At 73.2% G+C, this 23,205-nt stretch carries 23 protein-coding genes; 13 read left to right on the top strand and 10 right to left on the bottom strand.

Annotated features, from left to right (window positions below):
* Positions 1 to 4: 4 nt before the first annotated feature.
* Positions 5 to 1,243, bottom strand: coding sequence for a TerD family protein (locus ABT127_RS18450; RefSeq protein ID WP_351451207.1), 1,239 nt, complete (start codon positions 1,241 to 1,243; stop codon positions 5 to 7).
* 202 nt (positions 1,244 to 1,445) lie between these two features.
* Between ABT127_RS18450 and ABT127_RS18445 the strand changes: the two genes are divergently transcribed.
* The 4 genes from ABT127_RS18445 to ABT127_RS18430 all read left to right on the top strand — a co-directional run bounded on the left by ABT127_RS18445 (position 1,446) and on the right by ABT127_RS18430 (position 6,120).
* The gene (locus ABT127_RS18445) at positions 1,446 to 1,898 is read left to right on the top strand and encodes a DUF6643 family protein (RefSeq protein ID WP_351450760.1); all 453 of its coding nucleotides are present in this window, start codon (positions 1,446 to 1,448) and stop codon (positions 1,896 to 1,898) included.
* A gap of 75 nt (positions 1,899 to 1,973) precedes the next feature.
* Positions 1,974 to 2,801: an MOSC domain-containing protein gene (locus ABT127_RS18440; RefSeq protein WP_351450758.1), complete on the top strand. Its 828-nt coding sequence runs from the start codon at positions 1,974 to 1,976 to the stop codon at positions 2,799 to 2,801.
* Between the two features lie 180 nt (positions 2,802 to 2,981).
* Positions 2,982 to 3,587, top strand: a complete 606-nt coding sequence (locus ABT127_RS18435; protein WP_351450756.1) for an Rv1733c family protein — start codon at positions 2,982 to 2,984, stop codon at positions 3,585 to 3,587.
* A 127-nt stretch (positions 3,588 to 3,714) separates the two neighbouring features.
* Complete coding sequence (locus ABT127_RS18430; protein WP_351450753.1) at positions 3,715 to 6,120, top strand: right-handed parallel beta-helix repeat-containing protein; 2,406 nt, start codon at positions 3,715 to 3,717, stop codon at positions 6,118 to 6,120.
* On the opposite strand, the gene ABT127_RS18425 is transcribed toward ABT127_RS18430, so the two are convergent.
* Positions 6,090 to 8,438, bottom strand: a complete 2,349-nt coding sequence (locus ABT127_RS18425; protein WP_351450750.1) for a hypothetical protein — start codon at positions 8,436 to 8,438, stop codon at positions 6,090 to 6,092. The two genes, ABT127_RS18430 and ABT127_RS18425, sit on opposite strands and share 31 nt — an antisense overlap.
* A 214-nt stretch (positions 8,439 to 8,652) precedes the next feature.
* Here ABT127_RS18425 and ABT127_RS18420 point away from each other — a divergent pair, with 214 nt between their 5' ends.
* A complete protein-coding gene (locus ABT127_RS18420) occupies positions 8,653 to 9,489 on the top strand; it encodes a DeoR/GlpR family DNA-binding transcription regulator (protein ID WP_351450748.1) in 837 nt (278 codons plus the stop codon).
* 106 nt (positions 9,490 to 9,595) lie between these two features.
* Positions 9,596 to 10,084 (top strand): SRPBCC family protein, encoded by a 489-nt coding sequence (locus ABT127_RS18415; RefSeq protein ID WP_351450746.1) that lies wholly within the window; start codon positions 9,596 to 9,598, stop codon positions 10,082 to 10,084.
* 47 nt (positions 10,085 to 10,131) lie between these two features.
* On the opposite strand, the gene ABT127_RS18410 is transcribed toward ABT127_RS18415, so the two are convergent.
* The gene (locus ABT127_RS18410; RefSeq protein ID WP_351451205.1) at positions 10,132 to 11,229 is read right to left on the bottom strand and encodes a PLP-dependent cysteine synthase family protein; all 1,098 of its coding nucleotides are present in this window, start codon (positions 11,227 to 11,229) and stop codon (positions 10,132 to 10,134) included.
* A 374-nt stretch (positions 11,230 to 11,603) separates the two neighbouring features.
* Between ABT127_RS18410 and ABT127_RS18405 the strand changes: the two genes are divergently transcribed.
* The 3 genes from ABT127_RS18405 to ABT127_RS18395 all read left to right on the top strand — a co-directional run bounded on the left by ABT127_RS18405 (position 11,604) and on the right by ABT127_RS18395 (position 13,983).
* Positions 11,604 to 11,921 carry a hypothetical protein gene (locus tag ABT127_RS18405; RefSeq protein WP_351450743.1) on the top strand — a complete coding sequence of 106 codons (318 nt, stop codon included), beginning with the start codon at positions 11,604 to 11,606 and terminating at the stop codon, positions 11,919 to 11,921.
* Between the two features lie 238 nt (positions 11,922 to 12,159).
* Positions 12,160 to 12,657 carry an ATP-binding protein gene (locus ABT127_RS18400; protein ID WP_351450740.1) on the top strand — a complete coding sequence of 166 codons (498 nt, stop codon included), beginning with the start codon at positions 12,160 to 12,162 and terminating at the stop codon, positions 12,655 to 12,657.
* Between the two features lie 408 nt (positions 12,658 to 13,065).
* Positions 13,066 to 13,983, top strand: coding sequence for a PRC and DUF2382 domain-containing protein (locus tag ABT127_RS18395; protein WP_351450737.1), 918 nt, complete (start codon positions 13,066 to 13,068; stop codon positions 13,981 to 13,983).
* Between the two features lie 85 nt (positions 13,984 to 14,068).
* Here the strand turns inward: ABT127_RS18395 and ABT127_RS18390 are convergent, their stop codons facing one another.
* A complete protein-coding gene (locus tag ABT127_RS18390) occupies positions 14,069 to 14,368 on the bottom strand; it encodes an SHOCT domain-containing protein (protein WP_351451202.1) in 300 nt (99 codons plus the stop codon).
* 175 nt (positions 14,369 to 14,543) lie between these two features.
* Between ABT127_RS18390 and ABT127_RS18385 the strand changes: the two genes are divergently transcribed.
* The 4 genes from ABT127_RS18385 to ABT127_RS18370 are packed head-to-tail and all read left to right on the top strand — an operon-like array spanning position 14,544 to position 17,064.
* Complete coding sequence (locus ABT127_RS18385; RefSeq protein ID WP_351450734.1) at positions 14,544 to 15,146, top strand: TetR family transcriptional regulator; 603 nt, start codon at positions 14,544 to 14,546, stop codon at positions 15,144 to 15,146.
* Between the two features lie 10 nt (positions 15,147 to 15,156).
* Positions 15,157 to 15,549 (top strand): (R)-mandelonitrile lyase, encoded by a 393-nt coding sequence (locus tag ABT127_RS18380; RefSeq protein ID WP_351450731.1) that lies wholly within the window; start codon positions 15,157 to 15,159, stop codon positions 15,547 to 15,549.
* Between the two features lie 13 nt (positions 15,550 to 15,562).
* The gene (locus ABT127_RS18375; RefSeq protein ID WP_351450728.1) at positions 15,563 to 16,147 is read left to right on the top strand and encodes a DUF4865 family protein; all 585 of its coding nucleotides are present in this window, start codon (positions 15,563 to 15,565) and stop codon (positions 16,145 to 16,147) included.
* Positions 16,144 to 17,064, top strand: coding sequence for a phosphotriesterase family protein (locus ABT127_RS18370; protein ID WP_351450726.1), 921 nt, complete (start codon positions 16,144 to 16,146; stop codon positions 17,062 to 17,064). The genes ABT127_RS18375 and ABT127_RS18370 overlap by 4 nt, the downstream gene beginning before the upstream one ends.
* 45 nt (positions 17,065 to 17,109) lie before the next feature.
* On the opposite strand, the gene ABT127_RS18365 is transcribed toward ABT127_RS18370, so the two are convergent.
* The 6 genes from ABT127_RS18365 to ABT127_RS18340 form a co-directional block, all read right to left on the bottom strand.
* Complete coding sequence (locus tag ABT127_RS18365; RefSeq protein ID WP_351450724.1) at positions 17,110 to 18,366, bottom strand: ROK family protein; 1,257 nt, start codon at positions 18,364 to 18,366, stop codon at positions 17,110 to 17,112.
* Positions 18,367 to 18,435: 69 nt separating this feature from the next.
* Positions 18,436 to 19,086, bottom strand: coding sequence for an alpha-ketoglutarate-dependent dioxygenase AlkB family protein (locus ABT127_RS18360; RefSeq protein ID WP_351450721.1), 651 nt, complete (start codon positions 19,084 to 19,086; stop codon positions 18,436 to 18,438).
* 25 nt (positions 19,087 to 19,111) lie between these two features.
* Positions 19,112 to 19,447 (bottom strand): CU044_2847 family protein, encoded by a 336-nt coding sequence (locus ABT127_RS18355; protein ID WP_351450718.1) that lies wholly within the window; start codon positions 19,445 to 19,447, stop codon positions 19,112 to 19,114.
* A 39-nt stretch (positions 19,448 to 19,486) separates the two neighbouring features.
* On the bottom strand, positions 19,487 to 20,752 hold the full coding sequence (locus ABT127_RS18350; RefSeq protein ID WP_351450715.1) for an ABC transporter substrate-binding protein: 1,266 nt from the start codon (positions 20,750 to 20,752) through the stop codon (positions 19,487 to 19,489).
* Complete coding sequence (locus tag ABT127_RS18345; protein WP_351450713.1) at positions 20,749 to 21,711, bottom strand: hypothetical protein; 963 nt, start codon at positions 21,709 to 21,711, stop codon at positions 20,749 to 20,751. Before ABT127_RS18345 ends, ABT127_RS18350 begins: the two co-directional genes overlap by 4 nt.
* Positions 21,708 to 23,189, bottom strand: coding sequence for a vWA domain-containing protein (locus tag ABT127_RS18340; protein ID WP_351450710.1), 1,482 nt, complete (start codon positions 23,187 to 23,189; stop codon positions 21,708 to 21,710). The genes ABT127_RS18345 and ABT127_RS18340 overlap by 4 nt, the downstream gene beginning before the upstream one ends.
* Between the last annotated feature and the right edge of the window lie 16 nt (positions 23,190 to 23,205).

The raw sequence follows: 23,205 nt of genomic DNA, 5'->3' as shown, positions 1-23,205 counted from the left end.
GTCGCTATTTGCGGCCCGGGGTCCAGTTCATGCCCCAGCCGTAGGCGTGGTCCACGGTGCGCTGCGGGCTGACGCCCCGCTCGGGCACCAGGTAGCGGGCCTCGCGCTGCACGGTCAGGTCGCGCCCGTCGTTGGTGATGAGCGCGAGCGCGCACACCGTGGAGGGGACCGTGCACTCGTCCAGGGAGAAGTCGATCGGGGCTCCGCCCAGGGGCGCGAGGGTGACCGTCGCGTGCAGGTCGGCGAAGCTGCGCGCGCCTTCGTAGATGGTCACGAAGATGAGCACGCGGCGCAGCGCGTCCTTGTGGTCGAGGTTGATCGTCAGGTTCTCGCCCGCGGCCACGCCACCGGTGCGGTCGTCGCCGTCGAGGTGGATGTACGGGGGCTGGTGCAGCGACCCGAAGGCGTTGCCCAGCGCCTGGACGACGCCCTTGCGGCCGTCGGTGAGTTCGTACAGGGCGCACAGGTCGAGATCGAGGTCGCGGTGGCGGGCGGTGGCCCGGCCGCGCTTGCTGCCCCAGCCGCTGAACTGCTTGCGCACCTCCCAGTTGAGGTTCACCCGCAGCGCGCCCGACGTGCCGCCCTGCTTGGCCAGGGACACCGAGGGCGCGGCCTTGGTGAGCGTCACCTTGGTGAGGCGAACCGGCCCCGGCGCGGCCGGCGGCTCCGAGGGCATCGGGGGCGGGGCCACCCGCTCCGGTGCGGCGGGCTCGGTCGTCCGCTGCGGTTCGTCGACGGTGATCCCGTAGTCGGTGGCCAGCCCGGCCAGGCCGGTGTCGTAACCCTGGCCGACCGCGCGGAACTTCCAGGCGCCCCGCCGCCGGTACAGCTCCCCCAGGACGAACGCTGTCTCGACCGTGGCGTCCGTGCTGTCGAAGCGCGCGAGTTCGGCGCCGGAGGCCGCGTCGAGGACACGGATGTGCAGCCCGGGGACGCTGCCGAACGCGCCGCCGTCGGCCGACGCGGCGAGCACGACCCGCTCGACGTCCGGCTCCACGCGCGCGAGATCCACGGACAGCGTGTCCGTCACGGCACCGCCCGTGGTCGTCTTGCCTTCGTGCCGGACCGCGCCGGACGCGTGCGCGGGCTGGTTGTAGAAGACGAAGTCGGCGTCGGAGCGGACCCTCCCGGCGGCGAGCAGCAGCGCCGAGGCGTCCGCGTCGGGCACGCCGGGGCCGCCGCGCCATCCCAGCTCGACGCGGACCGCCGAGGCCGCCACGGCGACATTCGTTCCCTTGCCCATGGTGGTCATGTCTGTTCTGCCCCTATCGCCGGCGAACCGGTCACCCGCCGAGAACTCGGCCTCTTACACGAATCTAACGCCGCACAACGACCGTTTCTGCCAAGTTCGCCCGCATTGGGGATGCACGGTCACACCCGACACGCAAAAGAACCCTCTTATCGGGCTACCCCATCGACCACATCGTGGGCTTAACTTATGTGCCATGACCTCCCCCCGCTCCACCTATGGCGGCGGTTACTACTCCGCGCCGTCCTTCCCGGACACCCCGATCTACGACTCCCTCGTCGCCGAGCGGGGCACACCCCAGATCGCCCCGATCCGGGTCCCCTCCGCGTACGACACCGGCAGCCATCTCCCGGCGCTTCCGGCCGCGTTGCCCGCACTGCCCTCCGGCCCCTCCGCGCCGGCGCCGCAGTACGGCTATCCGCAGCAGCAGTCCGCGCCGATGCAGCCCGCGCACATGCAGGCCGCCCCGACCGCGTACATCCCGCAGCAGACGGCCGCCCCGCGCGGCTACCAGAGCCAGCAGCCCCAGCCGCAGCGGCAGGCCCCCGGCACCGGCTACGAGGCGATGCGCCCGGCCGCGCCGCGGCCCGCGCCCGCTCCGGCGCCGTACGAGGATCCGTACAACCGTCAGCAGTACCGCGGTTACTGATCCGGGGGCCGTCACCACGGCCCCTCCGCACGGCCCGCACATGGGGCTGTCGGTGCCTGCTGGCAGGATGGTCCCATGTCGCAGCAGCCTGTGCTCAGTTCGATCCATGTCTACCCGCTGAAGGCGGTTCGGGGGCACGCACCGCACGAGGCGGTCGTGGAACCGTGGGGGCTCGCGGGTGACCGGCGCTGGGTCCTGGTCGACGCGGCGGGCAAGATCGTCACGCAACGGCCGCACCCGCGCCTCGCGTTGGCCTCGGCCGACCTGCTGCCCGGCGGCGCCCTGCGACTGTCCGCGCCCGGGACGCGACCGCTGACGGTCGAGGTGCCCGCGCCCGGCCCGACGACGACCATCGAGGTGTGGCGCGACAAGGTGGAGGCCGTGCCCGCGGCGGCCGCGGCGCACGCCTGGTGGAGCGCGTACCTGGACGCCGACGTCCGCCTCGTACACCTGGACGATCCGGCGACCCGACGCCCGGTCGACCCCGCCTACGCCCGGCCAGGCGAGACGGTCAGCTTCGCCGACGGCTATCCGCTGCTGCTCACCACCCTCTCCTCCCTCGACGCCCTCAACTCCCTCATCGCCCAGGGGGACCACGCGGACGAGGGTCCCCTCCCCATGGACCGCTTCCGGCCGAATGTGGTCGTGTCGGGCACCTCCCCCTGGGCCGAGGACGACTGGACACGCATCGCGATAGGCGAGGTCACGTTCCGCGTCACGAAGAAGAGCGGCCGCTGCGTCGTCACCACCACGAACCAGGAGACCGCGGAGCGTGGCAAGGAACCGCTGCGCACCCTCGCCCGGCACCGCCGCTTCGGCGACCAGTTGTGCTTCGGCACGAACCTGGTTCCGGAGTCGCCCGGCTCGATCCGGCTCGGAGATCCGCTCACCGTCGTCGAATAGCGTCGAATAACCGTCACCCGGAAGGGGAACCCGGCGGCGCGATCGACTCGTTGAGGGACAATGGCAGTGCCGGAGACACCGGCGAGCCGGACGGGCGGGGCGAGGGTCGCATTCTTCGCTCCCTCCGCGCGGCGGCGCTGCCGTCCGAGGTGAGGGCGGACGTGGAAGGGGGTGCAGGCTGTGCGGGCGGTCATCGGAATCTGGCGCTGGCGGCACAACCCACTGCGCCGCGGCACCGATCTTGCCGAGGCCTGGATCGCGCTGATCGCGCTGGTCCTCATCGTCGTCGCCGCGCCCGTCGTCGGTGTGGTGGCGGGCTCCCTCTCCCGTGACGCGCTGTACCGCTCGGTGGACGAGCAGCACAGCCGGCGTCACGCGGTCACGGCGACGGTCGTACGGAAAGTGGCGCAGCCGCCCCTCGACTCCGACCCCGAGACGTCGACCGCGCGGGACGCGCACAGCCGCGTCGTGGCGACCTGGACGGCGCCGGACGGCACGGCGCACCGTGACCGGGTCGTCGCCTCGCTCCAGTCCCCGCACCACGGCGACACCTTCCCGCTGTGGACCGACGAGCGGGGCCGGGTGGTCGGCCGCCCGCTCGACCGGGCCACGGCGACGACGCACGCGGTGCTGGCCGGTTTCGGCACGGCCGTCGCCGTCGGCGGTCTCCTGGAGGGCACGCGCAGGCTCGTCGTGTGGCGGATGGTCCGTCGCCGGTACGCGCGCTGGGACCGCGCCTGGGACATAGCGGGTCCTGATTGGGGCAGGACCGGCACGGGCAGCTGACAGGGTCGCGACTCCGGTCAACTGCCGTGCTCCGCGCGCGCTACGGTGGACCCACCTTTCTCAGGAAGAGCGCCCGTCAGGGCGTGAGCAGGACCCGCGTACGACGAGGTGGGGGCACAGCACCGTTATGGCACAGGGCACGGTCCAGGTGACGCACACCGGCACATCACGGTGGCGGCGCCGCACAGGTGAGTACCCGTCGTTGGCCGCCGCTCTCGAAGCGGCCGGGGACGGCGACGTGCTGACCGTCGCCCCGGGCACGTACCGGGAGAATCTGATCGTGCAGCGCGCGGTGACGCTGCGCGGCCCCGAGGGCTCCCCCGGGTCGGTGCGCATCGCCCCGGTCGACGGGGTTCCGCTGACCGTCCGGGCGTCGGCGACGGTCCAGGATCTGCACGTGGAGGGCCAGGACTCGGCGGCGCCCGCGCTGCTCGTCGAGGAGGGCGCGCCGGAGCTGGTCGACGTACGGGTCGTGACCCGGTCCGCGTCCGGCATCGAGGTGCGCGGCGGCGCCCGCCCCACCGTGCGGCGCTGCACCGTCGACAATCCCGGCGGGATCGGCATCGCCGTCCTGGACGGCGGGGGCGGCGTCTTCGAGGAGTGCGAGGTCGTCGCGGCCGGGCAGGCCGGGGTGGCGGTGCGCGGCGGGGGCCACCCGCGCCTGGAGCGCTGCCGGGTGCACCACGCCTCCGGGTCCGGGCTCTCGGCGACGGGCGAGCACAGCGGCCTGGAGGCCGTGGGCTGCGAGATCTACGAGATCAAGGGCTCGGGCGTGCAGATCACCGGCCGCGCCACCGCCCATCTGACCAGCTGCGACGTGCACCGCACCACGGCGGACGGGGTCACGCTCGACACGGACGCGGTGCTCACCCTCGCGGACTGCCACATCCACGACATCCCGGAGAACGCGGTGGATCTGCGCTCCCGGTCCGTCCTGACGCTGACGCGTTCCACCGTCCGCCAGTTCGGGCGCAACGGTCTTTCGGTGTGGGACCCGGGCACGCGGGTGGACGCCAATCAGTGCGAGATCCACGACAGCACGGGCGACTACCCGGCGGTGTGGGTCAGCGACGGCGCGACCGCCGTCCTCGACGCGTGCCGGGTGCACGACGTGCCGGACGCGCTCTTCGTGCTGGACCGCGGCTCGCGCGTGGACGTCGTCGACAGCGATCTGTCGCAGGTGCGGAACACGGCGGTGTCGGTGAGCGACGGAGCCACGGCACAGCTGGACGACTGCCGGATCCGGGAGGCCGCCACCGGCGCCTGGTTCCGCGACCACGGCAGCGGCGGCACGCTGGCGAACTGCACGATCGACGCGATCCAGACGGGTGTCATCGTCACCAAGGGCGCCGATCCGACGATCGAGCGCTGCACGGTGACGTCCCCGACGGAGGCCGGTTTCTACGTCTCCGCGGGCGGCCGGGGCACGTTCCAGGGGTGCCGGGTGACGGGCAGTGAGGGCTACGGCTTCCATGTCATCGACGGCTGCCGGACGACCCTCAAGAAGTGCCGTACGGAGCGGTGTGCGCGAGGCGGCTACGAGTTCGCCGAGGACGGCCCGCTCGTCGAGGAGTGCACGAGCGACGAGAGCGGCGGGATAAGGCCCGGGGCGTCAGCCGCCCCGCAGCCGGCAGTCCAGACGCAGTCCGCGACCCAGACGGTGGGCCTGCTGAGCCAGGTCCCCGACCAGCGGGCCGAGGCGCCCGTCGAGGAGCCGCCCGCCCGCACGTCGCAGGCCGTGCTCGGGGAGCTCGACACACTGGTGGGTCTGGAGAGCGTCAAGCGCGAGGTGCGGGCGCTCACGGACATGATCGAGGTGGGGCGCAGACGCCAGGAGGCCGGTCTCAAGGCGGCCTCGGTCCGGCGCCACCTGGTCTTCACCGGCTCCCCCGGCACCGGCAAGACGACCGTGGCCCGGCTGTACGGCGAGATCCTGGCCTCCCTCGGGGTCCTGGAGAAGGGGCACCTCGTGGAGGTGTCCCGGGTCGATCTGGTCGGCGAGCACATCGGCTCGACCGCGATCCGCACCCAGGAGGCGTTCCAGCGGGCCCACGGCGGCGTCCTGTTCATCGACGAGGCGTACGCCCTCTCCCCCGAGGACTCGGGCCGGGACTTCGGCCGTGAGGCGATCGACACGCTGGTGAAGCTCATGGAGGACCAGCGGGACGCCGTCGTGGTCATCGTCGCGGGCTACACGGCGGAGATGGAGCGGTTCCTGTCGGTCAACCCCGGTGTGGCGTCCCGCTTCTCACGGACCATCACCTTCTCCGACTACGTGCCCGAGGAACTGCTGCGGATCGTGGAGCAGCAGACCGACGAGCACGAGTACCGGCTCGGCACGGGGACCTCGGAGGCGCTCCTGAAGTACTTCACCGCGCTACCGAAGGGCCCCGCGTTCGGCAACGGCCGTACGGCCCGGCAGACGTTCGAGTCGATGGTGGAGCAGCACGCGGGGCGGGTCGCCCAGCTCGGCGAGCCGAGCACGGACGACCTCACGCTCCTCTACCCGGAGGACCTGCCCGAGCTGCCCTGATCCTGGGCGCGCGGTGGGGGCACCGCGTGCTGAAGGCGGGCCAGCAGGCGGGCCCGTTCCTCGGCGAGGGCCGGGTCGGCCTGGTAGTCGCTGTGGCCGAGGATCGGGGCGGGCAGCGGATGCTGCTCGGTGCGGCCGTAGGCGAGCGGGTCCAGCAGGGCGGGGTGGTCGACCGCCGGGCCGCAGCCGCCGGGCAGGCGGATCGGTCCGCCGATGGGGTCGGTGGCGCGGTGCAGATTGCGCCAGCAGTCGACCTGCCGGTGCAGGGACGCCAGGGCCGCCGGTCCGAACTGTGCCGGGAACCAGCGCCCGTACAGCCGCTCCAGGGGCGAGCCGTAGGTGAGCAGTCCGACGCGTCGCCGCACCGAGGGCGGCAGTTGCCAGGCGGCGGCTGCCGCGAGGACGCTGCCCTGTGAGTGGCCGGACAGGATGAGCCGGCCGCCGGTGGCACGCGTCCAGGTGGCCATCCGCCACGTCAGGTCGGGCACGGCGCGTTCCGCGTAGCACGGGGGTGCGAAAGGGTGCGCGGCGCGCGGCCAGAAGGTGCCCACGTCCCACAGGATGCCGATGGTGCGGCGGGCGGCGGGGTCCTTGTAGGCGCGGCGGCCCCAGGTCACGAACAGTATGAAGCCGGCGCCGATCAGCCAGGAGCCGAGCGCCTGCGCGGTGTCGGCGGCGCCCTCCAGCAGGGGGAACGTGCCCTCGGCGGCTGTCCCGGGGACCTTGCCGGTGCCCCAGGCCCCGGCGACGGCCAGCGCTCCGAGGAGCAGGGAGACGGCCGAGACCACACCGATGATCACTGGGGCCCGATCGGTGAGGGCGGCACGCGCGCGCGTGCCCGCGATGGCCGATGTGCGGGCGGTGTCCGGGCGTTCCCCGGCCGCGCCCGCGTGCTCGTCGAGGTGGTAGTCGGCTGCGACCCGGACCGTCTCGGCCTTCTTCCTGCGGGCCGTGTGCACGGAGAGGACGGCGCACACCACGGCGACGGCGACCAGCAGCGGGGGAATGACGGACGCCTGCCAGGACAGCAGGACGGGCGGGCCGGGGATCAGGCCGCTGGTGCCGTCCAGCCAGTCGGCGACGCGCTGGGCGACGCCGCCGGTCATCACACCGCCGAGGCCGCACGCCAGCATCGCGGTGGCCGGCCCGCCGAGGCCCCGCAGGGCGGTGCGCCGGTCGACGGCTGTGCGGTAGATCGCCCTGGCCACCACGGCGAGAGCCGCGACGAGGACCACCTGGGCGAGCGCGATCCCGCCGAACGCCGCGTCGCCGGGCAGCCGCCCCGAGGAGTGCCAGTGCGGGCGGGACCAGCCCGCGTACACCAGGGTCAGGGCGAGCAGGGTCAGTGCGCCGTAGGGCAGGGCGCGGACCAGGGTGCGGTCCAGGTCGAGGTCGAGCCGGTCCTCGGTGCGGCCGCGCAGGACGACGACGGCGAGGACCGCGAGGAGGCCCGCGGCCAGGGCGCCGCCGAAGACCTGTCCGAGGACGTCGAGGAGCTCGGGTCCGCCGGTCCGGTGGTCGTAGCGGGCGGCCGACGTGCCGACGGCCGCCGCCACGGTGAGCAGCCCCGCGGCGGTGTGCGCGGCGCGGAGCCGGGAGACCAGGCGGCGGCCGTACCAGAACCCGGGCCGGGCCAGCGCGTTGTCCGCCGACCCGTCGGTGCCCTCGGGGTCCGGCCGGTGGGACAGCGGGCGCTGTGCCTCGTACGCGCTCCAGGTGCGGTGCGAGAGGTACCAGAGCAGGACGGTCAGCGCGGTCGGCACGAGCGCGGCGAGTGCCAGGCGGCGGCCGGGCTGGCTCCACCAGCCGTCGGCGAGGAACCCGAGCCAGGTCCTGCGCTCGGCACAGGCCGGTGTGCCCGCGCACTGCCAGGCCGTCAGGTCGAGTGCGACCTCGCAGGCGGCGGCGACGAACAGCACGGTGAGGGTGAGGCCCGCGAGGCGGACGAGGAGGCCGTAGAGGCGTACGGTGCGGGTTCTGCGGAGCGCGTTGGGCCGCATCCAGTGGGCGAGGTTCACCACCATGAAGGGCAGCAGAACGAGCCACAGTGCCCGTGATCCGTTGCCCGACGTGAGGTTGCACCACACGTACGCCTCGGGCACGGGTCTGCCCCGGTGGTCGTCCGGCCCGGCCTCCGCGTCGACGTCCTCGGCGCGGCGGTGGACGGCCGCGGTCGCGTCGCCCGACACCCGCACGGTGCGCGGGTCGTCGAGCATCTCCTGCGGTGTGGTGCCGCCCACTCCGTGGACGAGCAGTTCGAGTGCGGTCGCCTCGCCGTCCGCGCCGGTGTCGGTGTGCTGTTCGGGCGCAACGGTCATGTGCGTCCCCCGTTCTGTGCAGACTCAAGGATTCCGCCTCGGCGCTCCCTCATGCACCCCTCGTCACAGAATCTCCTCGCTCCTTTCGAGCCGTACGCCCTGGTGGCGGGTGCGGGCGGTGGGACGGCTGTCGGTGGCGCGTGCGAGGATGACGGCACCCGGGGCCGAGCACACCGGGTGGTGATGGGGACGAGGCGAAGGGACCCGACGGGACGTGAGCGAGAATCAGAACCTCCTCGCGGAGCAGCGCCGCGCTCTGATCCTCGACGAGGTCCGGCGCCGTGGCGGCGTCCGGGTCAACGAGCTGACGAGGAAGCTCGGCGTCTCCGACATGACGATCCGGCGGGACCTGGACGCGCTGGCGCGCCAGGGCGTGCTGGAGAAGGTGCACGGCGGCGCGGTTCCCGTCGTCGAGGCGAGCAGTCACGAGCCGGGTTTCGAGGCCAAGTCGGGCCTGGAGCTGACGGCCAAGGAGGACATCGCGCGGGCGGCGGCACCGCTGGCCGCGCCCGGTACGGCGATCGCGCTGTCCGGGGGTACGACGACGTACGCGCTGGCGCAGCGGCTGATCGACGTGCCGGACCTGACGGTGGTGACCAACTCGGTGCGGGTGGCGGATGTGTTCCATGCCGCGCAGCGCACCGCGGGGAACCGACAGGGCGCGGCGACGGTGGTCCTCACCGGCGGCGTGCGCACCCCGTCCGACTCGCTGGTGGGGCCGGTGGCCGACCAGGCGATCGCGGCGCTCCATTTCGACGTGCTCTTCCTCGGGGTGCACGGGATAAGCCCGGAGGCGGGCCTGTCGACGCCGAATCTGGCGGAGGCGGAGACCAACAGGCGCCTGGTGCAGTCCGCGCGGCGGGTGGTCGTGCTCGCCGACCACACCAAGTGGGGGACGGTGGGCCTGAGTTCGTTCGCCGCGCTCGATCAGGTGGACACGCTGGTGACGGACGCGGGGCTGCCGGTCGACGCCCGTACGGAGATCTCCGAGCACATGCGGCTCGTCGTGGCGGGCGATCCCGATTCCGCTCCGGGTGGTGCAGACATCTGACGGGCCGCCAGCTATGGTGACCGTACCCGGTCAACTGGTCTACTCCTGCTGCCCGTTGGGCCGGCCCGACGTTTGGATCGTCGTCCTGCTTGGGGGCTGAGCGCTCATGGCACGTCGTCTTCTCCCGGTCGGCCTCGACTTCATCGAGACCGCTCCCCTGCGACTGGTGTTCGCCCGCGAGGTGGCCGCCCCGCCCGGTGCCGTGTACCGGGCGCTCGCGGAGGACGTCGAGGGCTGGCCGCAGTGGTTCTCCGCGGTCACCCTGGCGCGGCCGGCCGGAGCGGGGGCGGACGGGCCGCGGCGGGAGATACGGCTCAAGGGCGGCGGGCGCTTCCTGGAGACGATCGTGGCCGCCGAGCCCGACGAGGTCTACGCGTACCGGGTCGACGAGGCCAACGCACCGGGGGTGCGGGCGCTCCTGGAGGAGTGGCGGATCACGCCGGTGGCCGATGGATCGCGGGTGCAGTGGACGTTCGCCGCCGACGGGGCCGTGCTGTTCCTGGCGGGCCTGAAGGTGGGCCGTTCCGGTCTCGGCCGGGCGTTCCGGGACGCGGTGGGGAACCTCGAGCGGCGGCTGACCACCGCCGCCGCGTGACGTCGGGGCCCGGCCGCGACGTCAGGGCCACCGGACGCGCGTGACCCTCAGCTTTCGGAGGCGCTCGACGTGAGCAGCCTGTTGATCGCCTCCAGGTACGGCGTGATGTCCAGGCCCTGTTCCGCCAGCCACTGGTCCGAGTAGTACTTGTCCAGGTAGCGGTCGCCCGGGTCGCACAGCAGGGTGACCACGCTTCCCCTGCGGCCCTCCGCCACCATCTCCGCGACGATCTTCAGGGCGCTCCACAGGCCCGTACCGGTCGAGCCGCCCGCCTTGCGGCCGATGGCGGCTTCCAGGGCGCGGACCGCGGCGACGCTCGCCGCGTCGGGGACCTTCATCATGCGGTCGATGGCGCCGGGCACGAAGCTCGGCTCCATGCGCGGGCGGCCGATGCCCTCGATGCGGGAGCCGCAGTCGCTGGTGGCCTCCGGGTCGTTGGTCGTCCAGCCCTCGAAGAAACAGGAGTTCTCGGGGTCGGCGACACAGATGCGGGTGTCGTGCTGCATGTAGTGGACGTAGCGGGCGAGGGTCGCCGAGGTGCCGCCGGTGCCGGCCGTGGCGACGATCCAGGCCGGGCAGGGGTAGCGCTCCAGCTCCATCTGCCGGTAGATCGACTCGGCGATGTTGTTGTTGCCGCGCCAGTCCGTGGCCCGCTCCGCGTAGGTGAACTGGTCCATGTAGTGGCCGCCGGTGCGCGCCGCGAGGGCGGCCGCCTCCTCGTACATCGTCCTGGAGTCGTCGACGAAGTGGCACTGCCCGCCGTGGAATTCGATCAGTCGGCACTTCTCGGCACTCGTCGTACGCGGCATCACCGCGATGAAGGGGACCCCCACGAGCTTGGCGAAGTACGCCTCCGAGACAGCGGTGGAGCCGCTGGACGCCTCGATCACCGGGCGGTCCGGGCGGATCCAGCCGTTGCACAGGCCGTAGAGGAAGAGCGAGCGGGCGAGGCGGTGCTTGAGGCTTCCGGTGGGGTGGGTGGACTCGTCCTTGAGATAGAGGTCGATGCCCCAGTGCTCGGGGAGGGGGAAGCGGAGCAGGTGGGTGTCGGCCGAGCGGTTGCTGTCGGCCTGGACCTTGCGCACGGCTTCTTTCAGCCAGCTCCGGTAGCCGGGATCCGTGTGGTCGACGTCCAGCGTCGGCATCGGCTCCGTGGGCGGATGCCCGTCCCCGGTGCGACCTTGTTCGATGGTGCTCACCACGCGGCTCCTTCGCGTCGTTCCGAGCGTCCGCCCCGACAGGATCCCGCGAAGGGGGTGCCGAAGGACCCGCTGCAGGGTCGGTCGAACGTGACCGGACGCATCGATCATAGACACCTTCCGCACGCTTCTCACCTGCATAAACGCATCTTTGGGAGCCTCAAAGACACGCCTGGCCCCACCGGCGGGACCGTAGGGGGAGGGGGCGCGAAATCCGTTTGCGCCCACTGCTTCACGTCGCGTCCACATGCACACTGGTGCTCCTGGCCCGGTGCGTGCAGACTGCACCGCACCAACGCACTCAGAGGGGGCGACGCGGCATGGCGGAGCCGGAGTTCACGGCGACGGGCGTGCGGATCGGGCGCCGTCTGCGCTCACTGACCCGGGCCGGACAGGTCCGGATCACGGGCGGCAGGCTGGAACTGCTCACGAGCTACGGCAGCGAGATAGACAGCGCGCCACTCGGCGAAGTCCGCGCGGGCAAACCGTGGTTCGGCTCCGACGACCGCGCGACCGCCGACGTCGACGGCAGGCGCTATCTGCTGCGACTCGGCGGCGGTCACACCGGGGACGCGGGGCCTCCCGCGGCCCGCCGGTTCATCGACGCCGTGCGCAAGGCGACGGGGCGCGCGGCGTAGCGTCGCCGACCACCGGCCCGCCTCACCCATCACTTTCCGGAGCACGAGCGTCACCGGCCGAAGTTGCACGCCCGCACTCTCTGGGTCACGCTGGTCACACATCACTACTCAGGGTTTACCGGCGATGACGCTGCGAACCAGCCCGCCGGACACTGCAGCGGGCGACCCTGTCACACCGCGGTCGCTCCGCTCGATCCGTTCTCGTCTTCTTCCGGACTCAATTCGGGGAGTCGCAGCCGTGATCAGCCAGCCGAGCAGGCATTGCACGGTGGAGCTCCAAGCCCTGCCGTCGCGGATCGGCCAGGTCCGCAGAATCGTATCGGCGCAGTTGCGCTACTGGCATCTCGATCCGTTGATCGATCTGGCGGCGCTCGGGGTCACCGAGCTGCTCACCAACGTGCACCGGCACGCCGAGCCGGACAAGCTGTGCACCGTGGAGATCGAGCTCTTCCGCAACTGTCTCACCCTGTCGGTGCGCGACCACGACCCCCGGCTTCCGGAGGTGCGCGACGCGGAGGCGCTCGCGACCTGTGGGCGGGGGCTCGCGATGGTCGCCGCGGTGAGCGAGAGCTGGGGGGTCCGGCCGCATCTCGACGGCGGCAAGGTCGTCTGGTTCGCCCTGCCCGTGCCGTCGCCCGCGGTGGCGCTGCCCACGGTGCCGGTGTATGCGACAGCGACCACGCTCCGCGCCGAAGCGCCCCAGCATGCTCCCGCCCGGTCGGCCGTCGCAGGCTGACCGGGCGGTGATCACTTCCCGGGTGCCCCTCAGGGGGCGCCCGGCCTCTTCCGCTGGGCCCGACCGGGCCCCTGCCTCTTCCGAGCACCCGTTCGTCTGCCCGTTTGAACCGGCGGACGAGCGGGTGCTTTCCCCTGGACGGAGGGTGGGCGTGTCGACGATCCGCCCCTTCGGCATCACCGGCGCGCGCCCCTCGGGTTCACCCGTTCGGCCCAGGCGAGGGAGATCACCCGACTGCGCCTCCCGGCCCGCAATCACGCCCCGCGCGGCGCCCCGGCGGAGCTTTTGGCTACGGCAAGTGAAGCTCCTTGTTGCGCGCCCCGCGGATTCCACGCGCCATGGAGACGAGGCACATGGTCAAGCCGGTGGCGCCCAGCCGCCCCCATGTCCCGGAGGGAGTGATCACGCATGACGCAGGGCGAGATCAACAACCCCGATGCCCTTGTCGGGCTCACCGCGTACGACCGCACCGGGGAGAAGATCGGCAGCGTCGAGCGGGTCTACCTGGACGACCGGACCGGCAAGCCGGGCTGGGCGACCGTCAAGACCGGCCTCTTCGGCATGAAGGAGACCTTCGTTCCGCTCGGCGGAGCGTCCCGCACGGACGAGCGGCTCCAGGTGATGTACACCAAGGAGGCCGTCAAGGACGCGCCCCGCGTCGAGGCCGACCAGCACCTGAGCGAGGCCGAGCAGCAGGAGCTGTACGCGCACTACGGGCTGACCAGGCCCGCCGCCGGTACCGGCGGGAACCGTCCCGAGCGTCCGGCCGCCGCACCCGGCGTCCAGGGCACGGCCGGTGCGGCGGGAGCCGCCGGCGCGGCAGGGGCCGCGTCCGGTCACGCCACCGGCGAGTCCACCGGCCGGCACGCGGCCGGTGCCCGCGAGCCCGCGCTGCGCGGCGCCGCCGACGTCCCGGAGAAGGAGACGGAGCTCATCCGCTCCGAGGAACGGCTCCGGGTCGGCGTCGAGGAGCAGGAGGTCGGCCACGCGCACCTGCGCAAGGTGGTCGAGACCGAGAACGTGACCACGTCGGTTCCGCTGTCCCACGAGGAGGTCCGCGTGGTGCGTGAGCCGATCACCGAGGCCGACGCGAAGCGCGCCACGATCGGCGAGGCGGAGACCGAGGTGACGCTGCACGCCGAGCGTGCGGTCGTCAGCAAGGAGACCGTGCCGGTGGAGCGCGTGCGCCTGGAGACGGAGAGGGTGACGGAGACGCAGGAGGTCTCCGACACGGTGCGCAAGGAGCGGATCGAGTACGACGACCCGAAGAGTGAGCGGGGCATGCCCGGCGAGGGCAGGTCCGGGCGGGGCGGCCCCCGCCGCTGACGTCCCGCCGACGGTGGTGGGCCCGGCCGCACGGCCGGGCCCACTCCTCGTCGCGGTGCCGGTAGAGGCGTCGTGCCCGGAGGGGTCAGAGCACGGCCCCCTTGCCGCCGCCGGCGGTGCGCCCGAACTCCTCGTTCAGGACGGACAGCCGGCGCCAGTACTCGTCCTCGTCGATCTCCCCGGCGGCGAACCGTCGGCCGAGCACCGCGATCGGGGACCGCTCGTCGATGGCGGGCCCGGGGCGCCACGGGCCACGGCGTCCGCGCCACACGGTGCGCCGCAGCAGCGTGCCGACGCCGATCACCACGGCCGCCCAGACCAGCGGGACGAGCAGGATCCAGGGGCCCGGACCGCCGCCGGGGCCGAACTGCGCGAGGGTCTGCATCGGACTCATCTCCCTTGAGTGTTCTCGTGATGAGTCGAGCCTCCCGCCGGGAGGGGGTCCCCGTCGTCGTACGGCCAGCGGCCGTCCGCCTACCCCCACGGGAGTACGCGCACCGTCCCGGGCTGCTTCTCCCGCCCTCGTCGCCGTCTCGGCATTGCCTTCTGTAACTACTAGTATGTACGGTGGCTTCATGAGCACCCAGGAACGGCTGATCGAAACCACGCGCGAGCTGCTGTGGGAGCGCGGTTACACCGGCACCAGCCCGAAGGCGATCCTGCAGCGCGCGGGCGTCGGGCAGGGCAGCATGTACCACCACTTCACCGGCAAGCCGGACCTGGCGCTCGCCGCGATCCGCCGCACCGGTGAGGAGATGCGGGCGACCGTCGAGCGGCTGCTCGGTGCGGACGGTTCGGCGTACGACCGCGTCGCGGCGTACCTGCTGCGCGAGCGTGACGTGCTGCGCGGCTGCCCGGTCGGGCGGCTGACGATGGATCCGGACGTGATCGCCAGCGACGAGCTGCGCGGTCCGGTCGACGAGACGATCTCGTACGTGAAGGACCGGCTCGCCGACACCGTCCAGGAAGGTGTGGACAGTGGCGAGTTCGCGCCCCACCTGGTGCCGCGCGAGATCGCGGCGGCCATCGTGGCGACGGTGCAGGGCGGATACGTCCTGGCGCGCGCGTCCGGCCATAGGGACGCCTTCGACGCGGGCGTACGCGGCCTGCTCTCCCTCCTGAAGCCCTCCCCCGCTCCCCTTTCCCCCGCCCCGACCAGCTGAGGACTCCCCCGTGCACATCACGCGCAACCGCCCGGACACGCAGCAGGGCCCGGCCGAGAACTTCACGGGCACGGTCTGGCTGGACGAGGTCGCGACGCCCGCCCTGCCGTCCCGACTGCGTCTGTTCAACGTCCACTTCGCGCCCGGCGCGCACACCGCCTGGCACACCCATCCGCACGGTCAGGTGCTGCACGTCCTGGAGGGCGAGGGCCGGGTGCAGCGCAAGGGCGGCGAGGTCGAGGTGATCCGGGCCGGTGACACGGTCTGGATCGAGCCCGACGAGTGGCACTGGCACGGTGCCGGGCCCCGGACGTTCATGACGCACCTGGCGGCGGTCGAGGCCGCGGCCGACGGGACGACGACCTGTTGGGGTGCGCACGTCGACGCCCGCTCCGAAAGCTGAGGAGCACACGACCATGCATGCGATGCAGTACGAGATCACGCTGCCCGCGGACTACGACATGGACATCATCCGTGAACGGGTCGCGAGCAAGGGGCACTTGCTCGACGGCTTCCCCGGCCTCGGCGTCAAGACGTATCTGATGCGGGAGCGCGGCGTGCACGGTTCGCCGGTGAACCAGTACGCGCCGTTCTACCTCTGGAACACCGAGCAGGGGATGAACTCCTTCCTGTGGGGCGCCGGGTTCCAGGGCATCGTGCGCGACTTCGGGCGGCCCGTCGTGCAGCACTGGATCGGTGTCGCGTACGCGGAAGGAGGCGCGGCGGACGCGACGGCTCGGGTCGCCGTGTGCGAGCGGACGCCGGTCGCGGCCGCCGCCCATCTGCCCGGTCTGGTGGCGGACGCGGCGCGGGAGACGGCCGAACTGGCCTCCGAGAGCGGCGTGTTGTACGCGGCCGCCGGGATCGATCCGCGCACCTGGGAGCTGCTGAGGTTCTCCGTCCGGGAGCACGCGGAGTCCGGTGCGCCCGGTGACGTCTATCAGGTTCTGCACGTCTCGCAGCCCGAGCGTGACCTGCTTGCGAAGGGAAGCCAGTGGTGAACTCCGCACCGGCGGCCGTGCGCGGCGTCCAGGGCGACATCGATCCCCGGAAGCTGGGCGTCGTGGACGCCCACGATCATCTGTTCTTCCGCAGTCCGCTGCTGCCCGGACAGGAACTGGACGACGTCGAGTCGGCGCGGCGGGAGCTGGCCGCGTACGCCGCCGTGGGCGGCGGCACCGTCGTGCAGTGGACGCCGTACGGGCTCGGACGGCGGGCCGCGGAGCTGCCCGCGCTGGCGGAGGCGACCGGCGTGCGGATCGTCGCCGCGACGGGGATGCATCAATCCGCGCACTACGCGCCGGAGTTGCTTGCCGAGCGGAGGACCGATCTCGCCGAGCTGTTCGTGCGCGAGCTGACCGAGGGCATCGCCGGCAGCGGTGTGCGGGCCGGGCTGATCAAGGTGGCGGGCGGCTTCCACGCGTTGGACGCGCATGCCCGCTGGACCATGCGGGCCGCGGCCGAGGCGCACCACGCGACCGGGGCGCCGATCGCCGTCCACCATGAGCTCGGGACGGGTGCACTGGACGTACTCGACCTGCTCTGCGAGGAGTTGGAGGTGCCCCCGCACCGCATTCTGCTCGGTCACCTGAACCGCTCCCCCGACCTCGTCGTCCAGCGCGAGGCCGCGCGTTCGGGCGCCTATCTGGCCTTCGACGGGCCGTCCCGGGCCAACCACGCGACGGACTGGCGGATGCCGGACGCGATGGCGGCCCTCGCCGAGGCCGGGTTCGCGCACCGGCTGCTGCTCGGTGGGGACACGACGACCGCCGGGGCGCGGTCGGTGAGCGGCGGGCCGGGCATGCCGTATCTGCTGCGCCGGGTGCGGCCGCGGCTCACGGAGACCCTGGGCAAGGACGTCGTCGAGCAGGTGCTCGTGGCCAATCCGGCGGCGGCGTTCGCGGTGGAGTGGCGCTGAGCGAACCGGGGCGGCGGCGCCCGGGCCGTCCGGTGGGGCCGCCGGTCACCTCGCGCTGAGGGCTCCGAGCGGGTCGTCGAGGACCGGCTGCCAGGCCAGCTCGGCGGCGCCCACCAGGCTGTTGTGATCGAGCGTGCAGGCCAGGATGGGGACGCCTCCGCTGCGGCCCCACAGGCTGCGGTCGGCCACGACGGCGCGCAACCGCTCGGGGGCGGCGTCGAGGAGTTCGCGGTGCAGGCCGCCGAGGATGATCCGGTCCGGGTTCAGGAGGTTGACGAGACCCGCGAGTCCCAGACCGAGCCGGTCGACGAGCGCCTCGGTGGCGGTGCGGACGGCGGGGTCGTCCTTGGCCGTGAGCAGCAGTTCGCGCGCCTGGTGCAGGAGCGAGCCGTCGGCGTCGGGGGTGCGGCCCGCCTCGGTGAGGAAGGCGAGCGGGTCGGTCTCGACGTCCAGGCAGCCGCGGCTGCCGCAGTGGCAGGGGCGGCCCTCCGGGTTGACGGTGAGGTGACCGACCTCCAGGGCCAGGCCCGAACTGCCGGTGTGCAGATGCCCGTCGAGGACGAGGGCGCCGCCGACGCCGCGGTGCCCGGTGGCGACGCAGAGCAGGTCGCGGGCGCCGCGTCCGGCACCGTGCCGGTGCTCGGCGAGCGCGCCCAGGTTGACGTCGTTCGCGGCGAACGCCGGGATGTCCGGACCGGCCCGGCGCACGCAGTCGGCGAAGATCTCGCGGACCGGCGAGCCGGCGGGCCAGGCCAGGTGCAGCGGGTTGAGGGCGGTGCCGTCCGGTTCGGCCACGGCCGAGGGCACGGCGAGTCCCGCGCCGACACAGACCCGGCCGCTGGTCTCCAGGAGCCGGACTCCCGCCTCCACCACGGACCGCAGGACGTCCGCCGGATCGGGCTCGATGATCTCGCAGCCGGGTGTGGTGGCGACGACCCGGCCGCCGAGGCCGACGAGCGCGACCCGGTAGCCGTCCGAGTGGACCTGCGCGGCGAGCGCGACCGGGCCGTCCTCGGCGACCGAGAGGCGGTGCGAGGGGCGGCCCTGGGAACCGGCGGCGGCGCTCGGCCGGGCGTCGATCCTGATCAGCCCGAGTGCTTCCAGTTCGGCGGCGACCGCGCCGGCCGTGGCGCGCGTCACCCCGAGTTCGGCGGTGAGCACGGCGCGGGTCGGGGCGCGTCCGGTGTGGACGAGTTCGAGCGCGGGACCGAGGGCACTGCGGCCCCGCTCCAGACGCGGTGGCCGCGCGGTGCCCCCGCCCGTCGTCTGGCTCCCGGTTCCGGAGGCCGCCCTGCCGCCCATCAGCAACTCCTCGCCCTGATCACGGTCTGGAATGGTAGCCGGTGAACAGCGTCCGCTCACTCCGTGTGGTCACAGGCCGCTGACCCGTAGCGTGATGTTGAGCCGCCCGCGCAGGCCGAGGTCGGGGGGCGCGGTGCCCGGGTGGACGCGGGGCACGCCGTGGAAGGCGAGGCGCGCCGGGCCGCCGAAGACGAACAGGTCGCCGCTGTGCAGGTCGACGTCCGTGTAGGGCTTCGTGCGCGTCCGCGGGTTGCCGAACCGGAAGACGCAGGTGTCGCCGAGGCTGAGCGAGACGACCGGCTCCTCCGCTCGCTCGTCCCGGTCCTGGTGCATGCCCATCCGGGCGTGGCCGTCGTAGTAGTTGACGAGCGCGATGTCGTACGCGGCGCCGGGCGGGCGCCCGAAGGCGTCGGCGACGGCGCGCGCTCCGAGCTCGGCCAGCTCCTCCGGCATGGGTTTGACGGGGGCGCCGTCCCCGTCGACTGCGGTGCGCGTGTAGCCGCGCGGTGTCCAGTGCCAGCCGAGCCCGAACTGGCGCGCGGTCATCTCTCCGCCGCCGGGGGTGCGGACCGTGCGCAGGCCGGCCGGTGGCCGGGCCCAGTCGCGGCAGGCGGCGAGCAGGTCGCGCTGTCGCGCCGGGTCCAGCCAGTCCGGTACGTGGACGGCGCCGGCGCCCGGGGCGATCTCGCGTCGCTCCCGGGGGAACAGACCGCCGGCCACGTCCCCACCTGCCCTTCTCGTGCCCCTACGCTCCCGGGGCGTCGTTCCTCGATCCATTCCAGCGTAGGCGGACGTCGAGGTGGGTGCTGGCCTTGGCGGTGCTGATGACGGCGCCGAGCGACGCGTCGAGCGTCACACCGAAGGCCACCTCGATCTCGTCGGGGCGTTCGGCGTGGGCGCGGAACTCGGAGATCACCTCGGCGGCCGCGGAGGTGACCGGGGCGAGGGCGCTGCGCAGGGACCGCTGCGCGCGCCGCAGCCCGTCGCCGGCTCCGACGGTGCCGGAGCCGCGGCGGGGCGCGGAGACGAGGACGGTGGTCTCTCCGTCGGCGAGGACGAACTGGACTGCTTCTGACGACACGGGACTCCTCGGTCGGTGGTGTGCGGGTGGACGGAACGGTCAGCCGGAGCCGGAGCAGATGTCGCCCTGGGGCACCTGGTCCTCGCCGAAGCTCGTCTGGACCTTCTGCAGACGCTCCATCAGCTTCCCCGCGTCCCCGCCCTCGTCGGCGTAGTCGAGGACGGCCCGGTAGAACGCGGCGGCGGTGTCGGGGCTCATCATGTCCGCGGCGCCGAAGCACAGCGGGTGGCCCGAGGCGGGTCTCAGCAGCGCGGCGATGCGCCGCTGGACGGCGTTGCGGTAGACGATGCCGTCGGCGCGGGCGGAGAAGGCGGCCGAGCCCGCCGCGTCGACCCAGGTCTGCTGGGCGTGCGCACCGGAGAGGTAGTGGACGAAGGTGCGCGCGGCGGGATTGTCGTCGGTGAACATGCCGATGAAGTCGCCCGAGACCTCCAGCGGGGCGTGGGCGGCGGGCGCGACGAAGTCGAAGCGGGGCTCCTTGCGGACATCGGCCGCGAGGGCGGAGCGCGCGCCGTGGGCGAGCCGGCAGCCGGGCTTCGCGGCGGCCATGGCCTGCGTCGCCTCGGTGAAGCCCGCTTCGGAGGCCTTCTTGAGGTCGGCCGCACCCACCAGGTCGCGCCACCGGGTCCAGGCGCGCACGATCGCGGAGGAGGTCCAGGGCAGCCGTCCCGCGGCCCACCGCGCGTACACCCGGGTGCCCGCGTCGGCCAGCACGATGTCGGCGATCCAGTCGGCGCCGGGCCATCCGGACGTCGGGCCGGAGGCGAGGCCGAGACACCAGCCGAGGCCCCCTTTCCGGGCGAAGGCGTGCAGGGCGTCGGTCGACCGGGTGCGGGGGGTGTCCGTGGTCTCGGTGTCGTACCAGACCAGGCTCTTGACGTCGATCTTGACCGGGACGGCGTAGGTGGCACCGTCGATCTGGGCCAGCCCCCGGAACGGCTCCAGATACGCCCCCGTGTCGACGGTCCCCTCGTCGAGCGGTTCGAGGTCGTCGACCGAGCGGGCGATCGCGGCGGGGCTCGGCAGGACGGCGAGGTCGGGCGGCGCGTCGGCCTTGACGGCGGCGTCGAGCTGCTGGGTGAGCGCGCGGGTGACCTGGACGTCCACCGTGATGCCGGTGTCGTGCTGGAAGTCCTCGACGACGGAGTGGAAGGCGCCGAACTCGTCCTGCCCGGTCCAGGGCACCATGACCGTCACATGCCGGTCGTCCGAGCCCGCGCACGCGGTCGGTCCCGCCAGCAGGGCCATGGCGGCGAGGAGTTGGACCAGTCGGGAAACGGCCGTACGCCGCCGGGATGTCGTCATGGGCGGGGATACCTGTACTCGGCGAGGCGGGGCCGGTGGGCGAGGTGGTTGAGGACCCCGGCCACGGCGAGTGCCAGCAGGACCAGCGCCATGGTGGCCGGATGACCGGCGGCCGGGTGGAGGGCGAGGCGCGCCTCGTCCCACAGGGTCAGTCCCACGGAGACGCCGGTGACCGCCAGGGTGACGGCGAGGGTGGCGACCAGGTGTGCGCTGACCCGGCGCCGGAAGTGGAGCGCGAGGATCCGGGCGGTGGCGCAGAACAGCAGCACCATCACGATCGGCGGGGCGAGCGCGAGGCCCCAGAGCTGCACGGGATCGAGCCAGCCGGCGTCGCGCTGGCGGGCCAGACCGGCGCGCTGGAGGGCCTGGAGGTCCTCGATGGAGGCGCGCAGGCCGCCTGTACCCGGGATCTCCCGGCCGGTGCCGGGGTCCCGCAGGCGCGGCGCCGTCAGGGTGTCGCGGGCGCTCTCGACGCCCACCGGGCCGCTGCGCGGGTAGCCGCTCACCGCCGTGTTGATGAGCTGCTGGCAGATGAGCAGCTTCCCCTGGACGAACTGGAACTGGGCGCGTCCGGTCGCCCCGGCCGCGTTGCCCTGGGCGGCGGAGGTGAGCAGGGCTCCGATCCGCGCGGTGGTGTTGGCGAACTCCGCGCCCGTTCCGATCAGTTCGATCTGTCCCGCCTTGGCCGCTCGGTGCAGGGCCTTGTCCGCCGTGTCGACCGCCTCGCGCGCGTCCTCGAGCTGGTCACCGGCCGCCTTGCTCTGCCGGACGGTGGTGACCTCCTGCCCGCCCTGGGTGGCTGTCACGAGATAGACGACGGCGGTCGCGCACACGGTCGCGAGCAGGCCGGCGCGCAGGAGGCGCAGGATCCGTACGGGGTGCGCGGTGCGCAGGGACCGCCAGCTCTCGGAGAGCAGGGCGCGCCGGCCGCGCGCGGTGGACCCGGCGGCCGCGGTCACGCGCCGCTTCCGGTGTCGACGCTCAGGCCGCACTCCTCGCAGAACCTCGCCCCGCGCACGGGCAGCACCGCCCGGCAGTGCGGGCAGCGTTCGGGGCCGTCGGCCGGACCGGCGGCCACGGAGTCGACCGGCGGACCGGAGCCGGCGTCCGCCGGGAGGCCGGTGGAGACACCGGTGCGTGTGGAGTCGAGGGCCAGGCGCTGCATCTCCGCGCGCGTCACGGTGCGCCGCACCATCATGCGGCCGTCGGCGTTCCGCTCCGCGACGGCCCGCAGCTCCGCCGCCTTCCGTGTCTGGCCGAGTTCACCGGCCAGATCGAGCGCCGTCCTCAGCTCCCGGTCGGCGCGGCCGAGGTCTCCGGAGGCGTACGCGTCGGTGCAGGCGCGCATCGCCATGCCGAGGGCGCGGATCCGTTCCACCCGGGTGAGTTCGGGCGATGCGGTGGCCGCACCGGCCGGGACCGACCGTCGCCGTACGTCCATGGGGACGGTCGGCAGCAGGGCCACCCGCCCCGGCCCGCCGCCCTGTTCGGCGTGCAGGGTGATCCAGGCGGCCCGCAGGTCGGTGTCGAGGGGCACCCGGCCGGGATCGAGGCGCAGGGTGACCTGGTACTGGCGCAGCCCCGGCGACCAGGCACCCAGCGGAATGTGGAACCCCTCCTCGTACGACTGCCGTTGGCCGGTCAGATCGGCTTCCACGGGGGCGGTCTGGCGCACTCTGTCGAGGGTGAACAGCTCGCTGAAGCGCAGCCCGAGATAGACGCGGGGCACGACGACGCGGCGCGCCTCGCTCATGAGGGCCTCGAAGTCCGCGGTCAGGTCGGCGATGTCGAGGACGGCTTCGGACGAGCCGTGCAACGCCTGTGCGATGCGGTGGAGTTCGCGGTACTCCCAGTCGCCGCCGAGGCCGCGCACGTCGCAGACGAACCGGTCGGTGCAGGAGTCGAGGACGGCGTCGAGCTGCTCGCGGGTCTCGTGCTCGTCCTTGCCGTCGGTGTAGAGCACCGCGTGCCGTACGCCGTCCACGGCGGCGGCGTCGAAGAGGCCGCGGGCGCACTCCAGCCAGCTGCCGATCCTGGTGCCGCCCTGGGCGCGCACGGCGTGCACGGCGGCCTTGGCCTCGCGTCTGCGGGCCTCGTCGGCGGGAAGCGGGCGGCGGCCGTCGGGCGGGTGCACGACCGTCGCCTCGTGATCCCCCGCGACGACGGCGAACAGGGTTCCGTCGCGCAGGGTGTCGATCGCCGCGCAGACGGCGCGCTTGGCCTCGTCGAGCCGGCCCGGCCCCGACATGGACAACGACCGGTCCATGAGGAGCACTTCGGCGGAGGGCGGCGTGCTCCCGGCTCCGGGCCCGGCGGGGTCCGGCGGACGGGCGTGCACGGTGATGAGCGCGTCGGCGCGCTCGGCGTCCCGGCTCAGGTCCCCCGGCGCGTGCAGCTCCATGGTGAAGTCCAGCGCCGCACGCGGTGCGTCCCCCATCGGTGCCTCACGACTC

The organism is Streptomyces sp. NPDC001904 (assembly GCF_040297005.1).
In the GTDB taxonomy this organism is placed as follows: Bacteria; Actinomycetota; Actinomycetes; order Streptomycetales; family Streptomycetaceae; genus Streptomyces.
Note: the sequence above shows the minus strand (reverse complement) of the source record. Positions and strands in the feature narration are given on the sequence as shown.

Coding starts and splice junctions, on each gene's coding strand:
- ABT127_RS18440 (WP_351450758.1), top strand. CDS start 1,974: ATGTCGCAGCAGCCTGTGCTCAGTTCGATCCATGTCTACCCGCTGAAG.
- ABT127_RS18395 (WP_351450737.1), top strand. CDS start 13,066: ATGACGCAGGGCGAGATCAACAACCCCGATGCCCTTGTCGGGCTCACC.
- ABT127_RS18350 (WP_351450715.1), bottom strand. CDS start 20,752: ATGACGACATCCCGGCGGCGTACGGCCGTTTCCCGACTGGTCCAACTC.
- ABT127_RS18415 (WP_351450746.1), top strand. CDS start 9,596: ATGGCACGTCGTCTTCTCCCGGTCGGCCTCGACTTCATCGAGACCGCT.
- ABT127_RS18390 (WP_351451202.1), bottom strand. CDS start 14,368: ATGCAGACCCTCGCGCAGTTCGGCCCCGGCGGCGGTCCGGGCCCCTGG.
- ABT127_RS18405 (WP_351450743.1), top strand. CDS start 11,604: ATGGCGGAGCCGGAGTTCACGGCGACGGGCGTGCGGATCGGGCGCCGT.
- ABT127_RS18425 (WP_351450750.1), bottom strand. CDS start 8,438: ATGACCGTTGCGCCCGAACAGCACACCGACACCGGCGCGGACGGCGAG.
- ABT127_RS18450 (WP_351451207.1), bottom strand. CDS start 1,243: ATGGGCAAGGGAACGAATGTCGCCGTGGCGGCCTCGGCGGTCCGCGTC.
- ABT127_RS18430 (WP_351450753.1), top strand. CDS start 3,715: ATGGCACAGGGCACGGTCCAGGTGACGCACACCGGCACATCACGGTGG.
- ABT127_RS18385 (WP_351450734.1), top strand. CDS start 14,544: ATGTACGGTGGCTTCATGAGCACCCAGGAACGGCTGATCGAAACCACG.
- ABT127_RS18410 (WP_351451205.1), bottom strand. CDS start 11,229: ATGCCGACGCTGGACGTCGACCACACGGATCCCGGCTACCGGAGCTGG.
- ABT127_RS18445 (WP_351450760.1), top strand. CDS start 1,446: ATGACCTCCCCCCGCTCCACCTATGGCGGCGGTTACTACTCCGCGCCG.
- ABT127_RS18340 (WP_351450710.1), bottom strand. CDS start 23,189: ATGGGGGACGCACCGCGTGCGGCGCTGGACTTCACCATGGAGCTGCAC.
- ABT127_RS18365 (WP_351450724.1), bottom strand. CDS start 18,366: ATGGGCGGCAGGGCGGCCTCCGGAACCGGGAGCCAGACGACGGGCGGG.
- ABT127_RS18375 (WP_351450728.1), top strand. CDS start 15,563: ATGCATGCGATGCAGTACGAGATCACGCTGCCCGCGGACTACGACATG.